Raw genomic sequence first — 15,280 nt, forward strand, 5'->3', positions numbered from 1 at the left:
TTCAGTCAACTGCAACCGCTGCCCCCACGAATGCCCTAAGAAACGCAAAATATATGCCTCATCAAAAAAGCAAACAGCCGGTCCCCTGACCTTGAAGGTTTCTTCCCCTGCCGGAAAATGATGCCCGGATCAATTGACGGCAGAGGCCAGCCATTGCTGTTCCGTCGCCGTAATCATGCCTCTTTCTTTCCCCATTTCGAGAAACAGCCTGGATCCCCCAAGAAATCTCCCGGAGCCTGGGGCCTCACGCATCCGGACGGCCGGCAGCGCGGTCTCTTGATCCCGACGGGGAATCGGGGATGGACACAATGTCGAGAGGCGTCTCCACAATCCTTTGCAGTCCATCTTTTCGCACGATGAAATCGACCTCGATGCCTACAGCGCCTTCGTTGGGGATGATGAATTTCGGCTCAACGGCCATGACCATACCCTCCCGGAGCACCATTCTGTGGCGCGCCGTAATGACAGGCATTTCGTTAAGTTCGAGGCCAAATCCGTGCCCGATAAAGGCCACCTGCCCTTCGCCGTGGCCCATAAAAAATTCTTCCAGCCTTGCCCGTTTCACATAATCGAGGGCCCTCGTGAAGACCTCCACGGTATCTACGCCCTCCTTCACATAATCCATCATGTCCTCGATGATCTCCCGTGACACCTCGTATGGCTTCCGGAAGCATTCCTTCATCTCCCCCACCACATAGACCCGCGTTTCATCGGTGACATAGCCGTTGTACCCCCCACCATAATCCACGATGAGAGGGATGCCCTTTTTCACGATGTTGGCGGAAGAACCCTGGCCGACGGCCGGTGTCAGTCCGAACCCCGCGATGGGCACATCGCCGCCCGATGCAACCGTGGACGAATAGCCCTGGGTCACCAGGGCACAGGTCATCTCCCGGTTGAATCCTCTCATGCGCAGCAGCCCCTGATGGCCCCTGCGCCTGCCTTCGGCGACAAGGTCCGCCTCAATCGCAACCTCCTGCCTTCCCTCCCTCACAATATCCCTGGCTTTTCGAAACACATGGGACACAATCTCTCCCGATTTGAGAATCTGTCGAATTTCAAACTCGCTTTTCGCCAGCCTCACCTGCCTGATCAAAGGCGACACGTCTGCCACGTGGTCATAACCCAGGATGGATTTCCATTTTTCAGCGAGAAGAAAGGGAACCACATCGAGCTCCATGGCACCGTTTCCTCTGAGCACATTCTTCTCCCTGAGGATCTCCCTGGTTTCTTTGATCTTCTTGATGGGCGTGATCTCAAGGGGCGATTCATAGAGAGCCCGAAACAGACTTTTTTCCACGAAAAAAACAGGGGGCTCATCCACGGGAACAACGAGAACGCCTTTCTGAACCGTGCCGGTAAAGTAAAAGAGGTCCACGTTCTGGAGAATGACCGCAAAATGGATGCCCTGATCTGCCATTAACCCTCTCAAGGCATCCAGCCTTCTCTCAATCTCCTCCCTGGGCGTGAAATCACAGACATTTAAGCTCTTGACCATCTTCCCTGACCTTGTTTCAATACTTCAGCCTGGTCCTCGAACTTTTCCTGACAGACTTTTTCGCGGACGGATTAATCTCCCGTTGATCTTTCGTGAATTCCCCGGGGATATTCTGAGAATTTCCGATGTTCCTGATGCTGCATGAAGATGATGTGCAGTTTTTGGGTGTGTGATAATCCCGGATTTCCTTCCTGTCTGACAGGGGGCGCGGACAGGAAGGAGAATCCGGGGGTTATCATGGCATCTCTTGCGGTTTCAAACAAACCTTACTTGATGATCGGGCCTGGAAAGGGCAAAACCTGCCTGCCGAATACCATGTTTGTCTGCATCGCTGCAGTTGCGTAAATGGCAAGTACCCCACACAATCCAGCGAGATTGCCGGCAATCGGGGCATAGGTATGGTGATCCAGGAACCCCATGTATATGCCGGTAATGAAAGGCAAAGCCAGACACATGGGAACGATCGCTGCAAATGGGGCTAGCGGCATGGATTTGGCGAACATCGGAATCTCCAGCCACAGGATAAGCGTAATGGTTAACCAGGCCCATCCCGTTATCCGGGGATCAAACTTCCACCCGTAGACGCCGGCAAAATACTGAAAAATCCACAGGGAGCCGGTTACCAGCATGAAGTAAGCACTGAACCAGGTGAAGGTGTTGCCACCGGAGGAATTGCCCAGCTTCAGCTCGATGACCCCTACAATCACCTGCACGAAGAAGCCACCGATCAACCAGATACCCGCAATGGGCATGGCTTCTCTTGCTACTTTCCCGGTTAACACCGCGTAGAAAATCATCACTGCAATCGCCAAGGCTGTGAATCCGGCGGGCATTGGATTAGCCCATCCTGCACCGTGCTGATCTGACATAATATTCCCTCCTTAATTATGTTATGTATCAGTTCTTTCTACTTAGCATTTCTTCTATTTTGCGCCGCCCCCGAACTGCTCACGCAATTCTCTCTTCAGGATCTTTCCTGCAGCGTTGCGAGGCAGCGACGGCACGATATGGACGACCCTCGGCACCTTGTACCCTGCGATTTTTCCCTTACAGAATTCCGTCACCTCAGCCGGAGTGATGGTGGCCCCTTCATTGAGAACACAGACCGCCGTGACGGCTTCGCCCCAGGTCGGGTGCGGAGTACCGATGACACAGGACTCCTTGATTGCCGGATTCGAATGCAGCACCTTCTCGATCTCTGCGGGATACACATTCTCGCCGCCGGTGATGATCATGTCCTTCAGGCGGTCGATAATGCGGATATAGCCGAAGGAATCGATGGAGCAGACATCTTCCGTATGGAACCACTCGCCCCGGAATGCCTTCTTGGTCTCCGGTTCCTTTCGCCAGTAGCCCAGCGTGACACCGGGACCCCGGACAATCAGTTCGCCCACTCCGCCCTTGGGAACCGGCTTGCCGTTTTCATCCACGATCAGGGCTTCCATGTCGAAGGACGCCCTTCCGCAGGATTCCAGGATGTTGTTGTCGCCTCGGTCAAAGGCGTCCTGGATGTCCCGAGGGCCCAGATTGGTGGTGACGCCTGTTGTTTCGGTCGTCCCGTGGTGTTCACCGAGAATATTTCCATAGGTATCAATAAATTTCTTGTAAACAGCGGGGATGATCCCTGCGCCGGCAAACCAGATGTGCTTCCAGCTTGAGACGTCGTATTTCTTGTGATTCGGCGAATCGAGGATCATCATGACCATCGGCGTGGCAAGCATGCCGCCCGTCAGTTTGAACTTTTCCGTGGACGACAGGAAGAGATCCACGTCCCACTTCGTAAAGACATAGGACGGCGCCGATACATAAAAAGCCCCGAACAGGGTGTAGTGCGCCGTAATGTGATAGAGGGGGCAGATGATGAAGACATGGCTGTCCAGATCCAGGAAGTTGAGTCTGGAACAGACGCGGCCGGCATGTACAAAATTGGCGTGGGTCTGCATGACCCCCTTGGGAAGTCCCGTTGTGCCGCTTGTGTACATGAGCATGGCGATTTCATCTTCAAAGATATCCACGGCCAGTTCCGCCGGCGAGGCCTTCTGGATCATTTCCTCGAAATCAAGCCATCCTTCGGGTTTCTTGTCGGGCGCCCCGAAATAGATGAAGTGCTTGGCCGAAGGAACGGAGTCTTTGAGCTGCTGGGCCATTCCGACAAACTGATCCTGGACGATCAGCGCCGTCGGTTCGGAATCGGTCAGAACGGCAAGCATTTCCGGCGCCGCCAGTCGAAAATTGCAGACCACGAAGATGAAGCCGGCATTGGGGACGTAGAAGGACGCCTCTGTGTATTCTACGCTGTTTTGGCTCAGTATGGCCACCCGGTCCCCCTTTTTCAGCCCGAGCCCATACAGGGCATTCCCCATCCTGTTTGCCCTGTCTTTAACATCGGTGAAGGAATATTCCCGGTTGCCCTCCACCTCCTTGATCGCCACACGATCTGGATACAGCATTACATTGCGGTTGATCAAAGTCGGAATCGTGTTAAACGTCATTTCTGTTCCCATGATAACCCTCCCTTTTTAGAATAGTGCTCCCCTTAACTGAGGTGTATCTTAAGCCAAGCAATTTTGGAACCAAAAATTTTTAATCATATTTTACTATTATGTCAGATACTTAAAAAAATATTCTTTCTATGAATGATAGTAATTATAGTATTTTTCTAGTAGTATGGTTTTCGAAATCGTGGCGGATTTTTTTAGGATCTCCAGGGCGTCTTCGGGTCATTCAGGCGGATATCTCTGCCGCTTGCCGCAGCCCTGAGAGCAACCGTTATCAATAGAGGGGAACGGACAAAATACGGATGGGATTCTTTTCCGGAGAGACACCAGCTTTCACAGCAGCCATTCAATCGGAAGAAGGGAGAGAAGCCGGACCCCGGCGCGCCGCCAAAGGCTCGTACCCGGCTCCGTGTCATGGCGGATCACCTCTCCGGGCCGATTCTCGATCCAGTAAAGCCCCCCTGTCTCCGACAGACGCACATGATAGGCGTTAGCGGAAATGCGGTTTTCACAAAATTTTGCGATCCTCTTCGCCAGTGCCGGGCTGTCGATGACAACCCCCATCTCGGTGTTCAGATTCGCCGACCGGGGATCAAAATTGAAGGAGCCGATGAACAGGCGTGAACGATCCACGGAGAATGTTTTTGCGTGCAGGCTCAGTCCGGAGCGGCCGAGCGAACCCCTTCGCTTTCTCTTGCCGCGGTCCGGTGACAGGCGACGCAATTCACTGATGGCAATCCCCGCCTGAAGCAGCCGCTTACGCCACTTTGCATAACCGGCGTGGACCGGGGCCACATCGGTGGCTTCCAGGGAATTGGTCAGCACCCTGACGGCTACCCCGCGGTCCGCCATGGCGACAAAGGCATCCACACCGGCAGCGGTGGGAACGAAGTAGGCGGACACAAGCAGCACCTCCGATACCGGCTCTCCGATGATCTGCTTGAGTTTCTCAGGCAGGTTTACCTCAGCGGCGGCGAGCCCCAGGACTTTTGCCGGATCATCGCTGACCGCGTGTGTGGCGGCCCATTCCAGCGTCAGGCATCCTTCAATCAGCTCACGGACGAAAGGGGCATTGCGTAAGGCACTCATGTATTTTTCCGCCGCGGGATCGGACTCAATGCCCAGCGCAGCCGAGGCAAGCTCGGCCAATCGCGCAGAGTCGGCAGGCGGCAGTAATCGGCCCAGCGGGAAGGAGGAAGCGCTGTGCCAGTACCGGTCAAAATCAACCGAAATTTCCTCAACGACCGGCCCGACAGCCAGGACGTCAAGATCGACAAAGAGCACTCCCTCGGCGGCACCGAAGTATTCGTCACCGACATTGCGGCCACCCACGATGGCAGCCTGATTGTCCGCCGTAAAAGACTTGTTGTGCATGCGTCTATTCAGGCGCAGAAAGTCGGTCAGGTAACCGATCCAGCGCGGGGTGCGAATAGAAACCGGATTGAACAGCCGGACTTCAATGTTCGGATGAGCATCCAGAGCCGCCAGCGTGTCATCGATCCCAAAGCTGCCGTGATCGTCGAGCAAAAGCCGCACACGTACACCGCGGTCGGCCGCATCGTGAAGGGCTTGAAAAAGAAGCGTTCCCGAAAGGTCCTTGCGCCAGATGTAATACTGAAGGTCGAGAGACCGCTCCGCATCCCTTGCCAGGAGTATTCGCGCGGCAAACGCATCACGGGAATCCGCAAGGGGATAGATACCGGACTTTCCCGGATGGGCGGTAACCGATGGAGCAATCGCCCGTCCAAGCCTTGTCCCGCCATTATCGGCGGGGAAGTTCGACCGGCTGCGGGTTTCACGGGATGGCAACATGCGGTAACGACCTACGAGTTCTGTAAGGAGATGGCTGATTGTCTGTGCGTCTCACCGTGACAACGGGTTGATGATCCTGACCGGCAAAGCGACCGTCGGTCCTCTGTGATTGAACGGTGCCCTCCCGGCAGCAAACGCGTTGCCGTCTTGAAGTCCAGGCATCCACGATGAGACCGTGCGCCCCCTTCCCATGGAAGACACGGGCGAATGATGCCGTTCTCTACGCTTCGCTTCAGTCCTTTCCATGTTTCGGATGAACCGCTCATCTCTTTCGCATGGTCACGCGAAACAGCTTCCGGGGCAGGTCGCCCTCTTCAAATTCGTCGATGCCGACCAGATCATATCCCTTCGCCAGCCGCTTGACCATTTCCCCGCTGAAGAAATGGACGACAAATCCTCCCGTTTCGTAGAGACCTTCGCCTCGGTAAACACCGACTCCGAAATGGGCATCTCCCGTATGGCGCACGGTATAGACGTTCAGCCCGCGGGGACGGAGGACCCGGCGGACTTCGTTCGAGAGGGTTTCTAGTTCCTTCGTCGTCATGGCCATGCAGTACAGCATGTGCGAATAGCAGGCATCGAAGGTTTCGTTCTCAAAGGGAAGCGGCTCCCGGACATCATGACGGATGACGGTGATCCGCCCGGACAAGCCGAACTGCCGGGCCTTTTCCGAAAGGGTTGCGGCAGATTTCTCCGCATAGTCCAGGGCATGGACTGAAAACCCGCTGCACGCGAAAAAGAGGCTATCCCGCCCTTGCCCTGCACCTAGTTCAAGGATCTTTTTTGTTCCCTCTGCCCGAAACAGCCCCGCTGCCATCCTGGCCGGTTCGCTGGGTTCCAGGCCGAACATGTCCTCTGCCTCTGAAAAAACATTTTCCCAATGCCGCAGCTGGGCGTTCAATATCTCCCGGTCGATCCGCCCTGCACCCTGCCCCATGTTCCGCCTTTTCACTCCGACCAGCCCCCGTAAAAGAAATCCGGCACGGCAACGTGACGTTCATCCTGAAAGGTAACCCCCTCCATCTCCAGCAGTCGCCTTTTCATGTGGAGGCCATACCGGAAGCCCCCCAGGCTCCCGTCGGATCGTATGACCCGATGGCAGGGGATGATCAGGGGAAAGGGATTTCTCGCCAGAGCGGTTCCCACGGCGCGGGCAGCCCCCGGTTTGTCCAGGTGTTCGGCGATCCGCCGGTAGGTGCTGACCCGGCCACGAGGGATCGCGAAGTCGGCAAGGAGAACTCTCCGTGAAAAGGGGGAATAGAGATCGAGGCACAGCCTGTCGAGAGAAAAACGAATCTCCTCCCCGGACAGGAACGCCTCGATTTGATCAAGAAATCGGTCAATTTCCGGGCAGGAAGAAGTATCCATACCTGGAAAGAGTTTCTCTACAGCCTCATCGGCCGAAATCCCCCCCGGAGAAGACAAAAGGATTTGGTAGACTTTCGGCTCTCTTTCGCGAATCGACCAGAGGACCGCCACGGGGCCAAAGGGTGTCCCCCTGGGGCAGAGCTCCAGGGAAATTTCGCCGTTGCGTCTCATCCATGCCCTTTCATCTGGTTGAAAAACATCCATGGCCCCCTCTGCCCATCTCGCCAGATCCATCATACCATCCCGATCACAACCCCTTTGTCACCCTCTTCACGCCGGGCTTCCCGGCGAAGCGGCCTTTCCGCGGCCCCGTTGCGGAAAAACGCTCAGGGATTCATCCCCTGGTAACCCGACGACGGTCGTCCCTCAAATAAGGTCCCCCTTTTTCCCTTGAAAAGGATCTGACCACAGACCGGCAAAAGCCTACCTCCAGGTGACTGACGCCTTTTTTCTCAACGGAATACAGCGGTAACGATGCTTTGGATAACCGACGAGCATGGCCCCGAACGCCTGGTGCCCATCAGGAAGCCCAAGCGCTTCAATCATGGGGGGATACAGGTTGGCGGCTCTCGTGAAAAATCCCGCCCAGCAGGCCCCGAATCCTGCAGCAAAGGCGGCAAGTTCCAGGTAGGTCAGGGCGATGGTGCAGGATGACTGTGAGACGGCCAGAGCCCCGTCGGCATGAGCCACAATGACATGCGGAGCCCCCCGGCAGATTCGATCCTCACCGTTATCCCAGGCTGCCACAAACCGTTTCATGTTGAGGCCTTTGGCCAGTTCAGGATCCTCTGTAACGACCTGCCGCATCCAGTCGATGACAAGGCCGGCCAGACGCCTGACCTCTCCGGCATCTTCGATGACCAGCCATTTGACCGGCTGCGCGTTCACCGCCGAAGGGGCGTAGCGGGCCGTATCGATCATGGCGGCAATGGCTTCACGATCCACCGGCTGCTTTCTATAGGTGCGGATCGATCTCCGGGCCGTCAGGAAGTGTCTGGCCTGATCCGCCGAGGGAAGCAGCTTCGGGTCGACGGGAAGGCATTGCTCCGGCTTCATGAAATTCAGCGACAAGGCGCCAAAAGGGCAAACGGCGGCACAATGACCGCAGCGGATGCATTGCTTTTCCGCCCGCTCGATCGGGACGGGAATGCTGTCTTCGTCACGCAGGGTGATCAGCTTCAGTGGACAGACGGCGGCACAGGTGCCGTCGCGCTTACATTTTTCGACATCAATTTCAAAAAGGGTATTCATCATTCTAATCTCCTGAACCTATCCATTGCTCGTCATACGGGTATGCTGAAACGCTTTGGGGAAAAACATTCCATGAGGATTTCCCCAGGGACCTTTTTCCTCAATTCCGAGGGATGGCATACGCCATCCGACGCATCCGTCATGACCCGCTTCAGGCCACCTGGCAGGCAATCGTCCCTGAGGCATACTCCCCGCAAGAACATTGAAGGATCGCGGCCTTTCAACAGGGAATATGCAACACGTTTTTATTATTACAGAAAAAGGAAAAAAGCGACAGAATTCTCCATGGCCGCGCGCGCAGGCCGGCGAGGCCAACGGTGAAATGCTTGTCGTAAAGCGATGTGACCTGTCCGTCCGAGCCCGATCCGGGTGATTCACCGATGTGCGATGTGCCCATGAACGGCGTTTTTCTCATGGCCTCTCCCGGGGCCCCTCATGAGAGAGGGTGCGCAGCAAAACGGTAAGGCTTCCCTTCTGATTCTTCAGCCCGAGCTTTTCCCTGAGTTTCCCCCGGTGGAAATCGACATCGCTTTTTGAAACGTTTACGATCTCGGCTATTTCCTTCGATGTCTTGCCGTCCCTGACCAGCACGGCGATCTGAACCTCTTTTTTCGTAAGGTTCAAATAACTGGACGTTAGCTTCTGCACGAAGGGTGAGGCGATCTCATCCAGATAGGCCTCCGCACTGTTTATCAACGCTCTCTGGGCCTGGTTCAGAGGCGTTTTCTTCAGTTTTACCAGACAGGGAAGAACCTGTTCCCTGATGTTGATCAAAAATCTTTCCGTCAATTCCTCCTGATTCTTTTCGAGATTTTTCAGCAGCACCTTCAAGGCTGCATCAACTTCCTCAAGAGACTTCGTTTTTTCCTGCAATTCTCTATCCCTCTTCTGCAGGACCTCTTCCGCCCGCTTCCGTTCGGTGATATTCTCCACAATGCCTTCCAGGTGGTCTATCGAGCCATCCGGTTTGAACACGCTCCGGATTGCCGCTTTTCCGATCAGAATGCCGCCGTCCCTGCGGATCAGGGGATAGTCGCCATCATACCAGTTCCGCTGCTCCATGGCAGCAAAAAAAGCTTTGCGGTCCCAGGCTTCTTCAGGAAAGGGGTCCATGCCGGCAGAGGCAGACATCAGATCCTCCGGCGATTCGTATCCGAGCAACCTTGAATAGGCGGAATTGACACGGAGGAGCCTGTTTGGTTCGAGGGTAGAATGGAACATGGCGATCGAAGCGTTCTCGAAAAAGCTCCGGCCAAGGGATTCGTTATCGGCGAGTGCCTCCTCCATTTGCTTGCCCCTGGTTCTGTCAACGATGGCCACCACAGCCGAAAGAAACCCGCCCCCCCCATCCCGTATCGCCCTGGAGCGGATCTCCCCCCACTTACGCGACCCATCCTTGCAGACATAGTACTCTTCCAGAAAAATCGGGGCGATCTCGCCGCGGACCTGTCCTGCAATCATCTCTTTCACCTGGCCGGCGCCGTCCGGATGCATGATTTCGCGGATATTCATGCCCTTGAGCTCTTCCTGAGTGTAACCGGTCAATGCTTCAAAACGTTTATTGGCGCGGAGAAAGGTTCCCCCTTCATCCACCTGGGAAATGGCCACGCGGGCATTTTCAAAAAGAGCCCGGTGATGTTGCAACTCTTCGCGGAGGGCCTCCTCCTTTTTTTTCAGCTCGGTGATGTCTGCCAGAATGGCGAGGCATTCCTTCCCGTCTTCGGACACCGTCGCGCTGACCGTGACGGCGGTTCGAGCGCCTCCATTGCCCGCCAGCCTCAGTTCGCAGGCTTCATCGGCCCCGCCGTCAAAGATCCGTTCCAGAAACGTTTTAAGGGCAGGACGTTCCGGCTCGGAAACGAAACGGCCCAATGGCCGGTTGATCAACCGTAAACGCTCAATCCCGATCAGGTCGGCGGCAGCCCGGTTTGCCGCGCGGATCACTCCTTCGCGCTTGATGCTAACCAATCCAATGGGAACGGAATCGTAGGATTCAGGGAAGCGTTCCAACCCCGTTTCGAGCCTTGTCCTGATTTCGTCCATTTCCTCTTTCTGCATCTCTATTTCGATTTGATGCACGCGAAGTTCATGAACAAGCCACTCGATATCCACACCGGTCCGAGAAACGGCTTCCTGCAACCCCTCTAATCGTTCTTCCGCTCTTTTTCGCAGCGGCGCTTTTTGCAACGGATTCCGCATAACGACGATGATGGCCCCCCTTCACTTCAGATTGCCCCCTGCCGACAGCAGGGAAGCAGATGTCCAATCGGCCCGCAACAGGGTGTACCTTCCTCCTGCGCGCTCATATACTAGTAACCATTGCCGTAAGTCTAGTATTTATTTCGCATTGCATTTTAGACCTACATCGGTCATCAAAATACAATTGTGACATATATCAACAATGACGCATATTCTTGGTCAGGGATGGGGAAAAAATGAGTGATACTTTTATATTAAATGGGAAAGAAACACCTTTCGAAAAGGGTCAGGTGATTCTGGAGGCGGCGCGCAATGGAGGAATTGAAATTCCTACTCTCTGTTATCTGAGGGGAGCCAGCCCTACGGGTGCGTGTCGAATTTGTCTGGTGGAGGTCACGGGGGCTCGATCGCTCATGGCGGCCTGTTCCACTCCTGTAGCAGCCGGAATGGAAGTGTTTACCGAGACGGGCCGGGTTCATCAGGCAAGGAAACTCAACGTCGAGCTGCTGCTTTCCAGCGGAAAGCACGATTGCATGGTCTGTGAAGCGAGCGGGAACTGCCGGCTGCAGGATCTGGCTTATTTCTATAAAATAACCGATCTGAGGTTTGAAAAAAACGAAGAGATCTATCCGGCCGAAACGGAAAATCCATTTATCGTGCGCGACTTCAGCCGCTGCATTCTTTGCGGACGCTGCGTGCAGGCCTGCAACGAGGTGGTCGTCAACAGGGCGATCTCGCTGGGTTATCGCGGTGCGAAAAGCAAGGTCTGTACGGGTGGCGATCAGCCTTACATGGACAGCATCTGTGTTTTCTGCGGGCAATGCGTGGAAGTCTGCCCCGTCGGAGCGTTGACGGAAAAAAAGGCCGTCAGCCTCGGGCGCCCCTGGGAAACGCAGAAAATCCGCACAACCTGCCCTTACTGTGGTGTCGGCTGCCAGCAGCTCCTGCATGTCAAGGATGGCAGGATCGTCAAGGTCACGGCCGTCGAGAACGCCCAGCCAAATGAAGGCCGCCTGTGTGTTAAAGGCCGATTTGCCTACGACTTCATTTATTCGGAAGACAGGCTCAAGACACCGCTCATTCGCCAGGAAAACGGCGATTTTCGCGAGGCATCCTGGGATGAAGCGCTTGACCTGGTGGCGGATAAATTCAAGGGCATTATCGAACAATACGGTCCCGATGCCCTTGCGGGGGTCAGTTGCGCCCGCAGCATCAATGAAGACTCCTATCAGATGCAGAAACTCTTCCGCTCGGTGATCGGAACGAACAACATCGATCACTGCGCGCGCACCTGACACGCCCCCACAGTCGCCGGTCTGGCGACTTCCTTCGGCTCCGGCGCCATGACAAACTCGTTCGCTGATTTCAAGAATGCGAAGATGATCCTTGTCATCGGCTCCAATATGACCGAGGCGCATCCCGTTGCGGCAACGTTCGTCAAGGATGCGGTTCTCAGCGGGGCCCAGCTGATTGTCGTTGATCCAAGACGCACGGACCTTGTTGATTTTGCGTCGCTTCATGTGCCGATCAACGTCGGTTCCGACGTAGCTTTCATCAACGGCGTGATGAATGTGCTGATCAACGAAAACCTCTACGACAAAGCGTATGTTGAATCCTGCACGACAGGCTTTGATGAGCTCAAGCAGAAAGTCATGGAATATCCCCCGGAACGGGCGGCTGAAATCAGCGGTGTTTCCCCCGATGCCATTCGCGAGCTGGCTCGCCGGCTGGCTTCGGTCAAACCGGCAATGCTCATGTACACCCTAGGCATTACCGAACACACCTGCGGCGTGAACAACGTCATGTCCTGCGCCAACCTTCAGATGCTCCTGGGCAATGTGGGATTTGAATGCGGTGGGGTCAATCCCCTGCGCGGCCAGAACAACGTCCAGGGAGCCTGCGATATGGGCGCACTTCCCAATGTCTTTCCCGGATATCAGCGTGTCGATAACGCCGAGGCGAGAGAAAAATTCATGAAGGCCTGGAACGTTCCCTCGCTGCCCGACAAACCGGGGCTGATGATGCCCACCATGATGGAAGGGTTGACCACAGGAAAGATCAAGGCCTTTTATGTCTTTGGTGAGAATCTGGCCAATACGGAACCGGACATTCACCACGTCGAACACTGCCTGGAATCGGCTGAATTCCTGGTTTGCCAGGATATCTTCCCGACGGAAACGACGCGTTTTGCCCATGTGATCCTGCCTGCCGCCGCCTGGAGCGAGAACGACGGAACCTTTACCAGTTCCGAACGCCGTGTCAACCGGGTGCGCACGGCAAGCCTTCCTCCGGGCGATGCGAAACCCAACTGGTGGATATTCAAGGAGCTTGCGAAGAGGATGGGCCATGAATGGGCATCCAACAGTGCCCAGGAAATCTGGGACAACGAGCTGTCCGTACTGGCGCCCTCCATGGCGGGAATCAAGTACTCCCGCCTCGAAGAGGACGGCATCCAGTGGCCTGCACCGAGCCTGGACCATCCGGGGACACCCACGCTGCACAAGAATGGCCGCTTCACCGGCGGTCTGGGCGTGCTGAAAGCCCTGGACTGGACACCACCGGCGGAAGTTCCCGACCAGGAATTTCCATTGACGCTCTCCACCGGCCGGCGCCTGTACCACTATCATACCAGGACACAGACGGGGCGTTCCCAGGGCATCAATGAGCTGCTGGGTGAAGAGACGGCGGATCTCTCCGCGGCTGACGCACGGGAAAAGGGCATCTCCGACGGCGAAAGAATTTCCGTCAAATCCCGCCGGGGAGAGGTTGTGGTCAAGGCCCGGATCACCAACCAGGTCCCGAAAGGCCTGGTCTGGATGGCGTTCCACTTCCGCGAAGGCTGCGCCAACTGGCTTACGAATCCTGTCTATGATCCCATCACGCAGACGGCGGAATACAAAGCCTGCGCCGTGCGGATAGACAAACTGGGCTGATTGAGCGTTTCACAAGGCCCCGAGGCAAAAACGGGGCCGTGTGCATATCAATGCATTTCTTTGAACAGCGGCTCGTTTCAAAAAAGAGCCGCCACATTGCTGCAGGCATCACAACTTTTACGGAACCCCGCGCCCCGGCATTTTCATGCCGGGGCGTTTTTTTTGGGGATCCGCCCCTCGCGTCTCCAGTCTCCCCCGTTTCGTCTTGTTCCTGTCACTTCAGAAGGGAATGCCTTCCGAATTCCGCCAAACCGGAACACAGGACCCGGGTCACTTTTTTACTGATTGACAATATTTCCGTGATGGCCGATATTTATGTCATAGAATGGGGTTTGTCGCGGAAGGATTGCCATGGAATATGAAGTGATCATCATCGGAGCCGGACCAGGCGGCATCTTTGCAGCGCTCACGCTTGCAGACCTCGGCATTTCTCCGGTCCTCCTGATCGAGCAGGGCAGGGACCTCGGCAAGCGCACCCGCGGAAATGCCTCGGACATGCTCTGCGGCTGGGGAGGAGCGGGGGCTTACAGCGACGGAAAATTAACCCTCTCAACCGAAGTCGGCGGATTTCTGAGCGATTATGTTGGCCGGAATGCCCTGTTGGAGCTTCTTTCCCATACGGATAAGCTCTATGTGGCCCACGGAGCCCCGGATCAACTGTACGGGGAAACATCGGCCGCGTTCGAAGAGCTTTCCGACCGGGCGCGGATTGCTGATCTTGAACTGGTGCCCATGCGAGTGCGGCATATCGGGACGGAAAACTGCTCCGTCGTTCTGAAAAATCTTCAGCAGTACCTTGTCGGGCGTGTGGAGATTCGCACAGACAGCCCCGTGGAAAACATCCTGACGGAAAACGGACGGATCGCGGGCGTGGAAATCGCCGGGGGTCAAAAGGTCCACAGCCGCTTCGTTCTTGCCGCTCCGGGCCGTACGGGGTCGCGGTGGATGAAGGGGCAGGCGGAGCTCCTGGGGCTGAAGAGCATGGCAAGTCCGGTGGATCTCGGGGTCCGGGTCGAATTGCCCGCCATTGTCCTGAAGGAGATCACCGATGCCATCTATGAGTCGAAGCTTATCCACTACTCAAAGACCTTCGATGACAAGATCCGCACGTTCTGCATGAACCCCTATGGAGAGGTTGTGTGCGAAGAATTCGATTCCGTCGCCACGGTCAACGGCCACAGCCATACGAAGGCAAAAAGCGGGAACACGAATTTCGCCATTCTCGTCAGCAGCATGTTCACAGAGCCTTTCAACGATCCCATCGGTTACGGCCGCTATATCGCCAGGCTGGCCAATCTCCTGGGCAACGGCGTGATTGTCCAGAGGCTCGGTGATCTCCTTTCCGGCCGGCGCAGCACTCCGGGGCGCATTGCGCGCTGCCTCACCCGCCCGACCCTTTCCAATGCCACGCCGGGGGATCTGAGTTTTGTTCTTCCCTACCGGCTCCTGGTCAACATCCTGGAAATGCTTCAGGCACTCGACAAGCTCGCGCCGGGGGTCTACTCACGCCATACCCTTCTCTACGGCGTCGAAGTAAAATTCTATTCCAACCGGATTGACGTTTCACCGGAAATGGAAACGGGGATTCCGAATCTGTTTGTCGTCGGTGACGGAGCCGGCGTCTCCCGGGGACTGCTTCAGGCTTCCGCCAGCGGGATCCTTGCCGCGCGCGCCATCGGCGGAAGGATTCGGGAAATTTCCTCATAACTGGGGCTTGAACG

11 protein-coding genes are annotated in these 15,280 nt (G+C 55.8%); 2 read left to right on the forward strand and 9 right to left on the reverse strand.

The window, feature by feature from the left end; translation table 11 throughout:
• Positions 1–244 precede the first annotated feature (244 nt).
• From AB3175_RS05110 to AB3175_RS05150, 9 genes are all read right to left on the reverse strand, one after another.
• The gene (locus tag AB3175_RS05110; protein ID WP_367359869.1) at positions 245–1,498 is read right to left on the reverse strand and encodes a M24 family metallopeptidase; all 1,254 of its coding nucleotides are present in this window, start codon (positions 1,496–1,498) and stop codon (positions 245–247) included.
• A 266-nt stretch (positions 1,499–1,764) separates the two neighbouring features.
• Positions 1,765–2,367, reverse strand: a complete 603-nt coding sequence (locus tag AB3175_RS05115) for an acetate uptake transporter family protein (RefSeq protein WP_367359870.1) — start codon at positions 2,365–2,367, stop codon at positions 1,765–1,767.
• A gap of 54 nt (positions 2,368–2,421) precedes the next feature.
• Positions 2,422–4,002: a class I adenylate-forming enzyme family protein gene (locus AB3175_RS05120; protein WP_367359871.1), complete on the reverse strand. Its 1,581-nt coding sequence runs from the start codon at positions 4,000–4,002 to the stop codon at positions 2,422–2,424.
• A 327-nt stretch (positions 4,003–4,329) separates the two neighbouring features.
• A complete protein-coding gene (locus AB3175_RS05125; RefSeq protein ID WP_367359872.1) occupies positions 4,330–5,808 on the reverse strand; it encodes a phospholipase D family protein in 1,479 nt (492 codons plus the stop codon).
• A 262-nt stretch (positions 5,809–6,070) separates the two neighbouring features.
• Positions 6,071–6,760, reverse strand: coding sequence for a class I SAM-dependent methyltransferase (locus tag AB3175_RS05130; RefSeq protein WP_367359873.1), 690 nt, complete (start codon positions 6,758–6,760; stop codon positions 6,071–6,073).
• Positions 6,757–7,347, reverse strand: coding sequence for a methylated-DNA--[protein]-cysteine S-methyltransferase (locus AB3175_RS05135; RefSeq protein ID WP_367359874.1), 591 nt, complete (start codon positions 7,345–7,347; stop codon positions 6,757–6,759). The genes AB3175_RS05130 and AB3175_RS05135 overlap by 4 nt, the downstream gene beginning before the upstream one ends.
• A gap of 252 nt (positions 7,348–7,599) precedes the next feature.
• Positions 7,600–8,430: a nitroreductase family protein gene (locus AB3175_RS05140; protein ID WP_367359875.1), complete on the reverse strand. Its 831-nt coding sequence runs from the start codon at positions 8,428–8,430 to the stop codon at positions 7,600–7,602.
• Between the two features lie 217 nt (positions 8,431–8,647).
• Positions 8,648–8,842 (reverse strand): hypothetical protein, encoded by a 195-nt coding sequence (locus AB3175_RS05145; RefSeq protein ID WP_367359876.1) that lies wholly within the window; start codon positions 8,840–8,842, stop codon positions 8,648–8,650.
• Positions 8,839–10,566 (reverse strand): PAS domain S-box protein, encoded by a 1,728-nt coding sequence (locus AB3175_RS05150; protein ID WP_367359877.1) that lies wholly within the window; start codon positions 10,564–10,566, stop codon positions 8,839–8,841. Before AB3175_RS05150 ends, AB3175_RS05145 begins: the two co-directional genes overlap by 4 nt.
• A gap of 296 nt (positions 10,567–10,862) precedes the next feature.
• On the opposite strand from AB3175_RS05150, the gene fdhF reads away from it, so the two are divergent.
• Together fdhF and AB3175_RS05160 are read left to right on the forward strand one after the other, a co-directional pair.
• Positions 10,863–13,559 carry a formate dehydrogenase subunit alpha gene (fdhF, locus tag AB3175_RS05155; protein ID WP_367359878.1) on the forward strand — a complete coding sequence of 899 codons (2,697 nt, stop codon included), beginning with the start codon at positions 10,863–10,865 and terminating at the stop codon, positions 13,557–13,559.
• A gap of 351 nt (positions 13,560–13,910) precedes the next feature.
• Positions 13,911–15,266: an NAD(P)/FAD-dependent oxidoreductase gene (locus tag AB3175_RS05160; RefSeq protein ID WP_367359879.1), complete on the forward strand. Its 1,356-nt coding sequence runs from the start codon at positions 13,911–13,913 to the stop codon at positions 15,264–15,266.
• Positions 15,267–15,280: the final 14 nt, after the last annotated feature.

It is taken from the genome of Syntrophus sp. (in: bacteria) (assembly GCF_040768185.1).
GTDB classification, from domain to species: domain Bacteria; phylum Desulfobacterota; class Syntrophia; order Syntrophales; family Syntrophaceae; genus Syntrophus; species Syntrophus buswellii.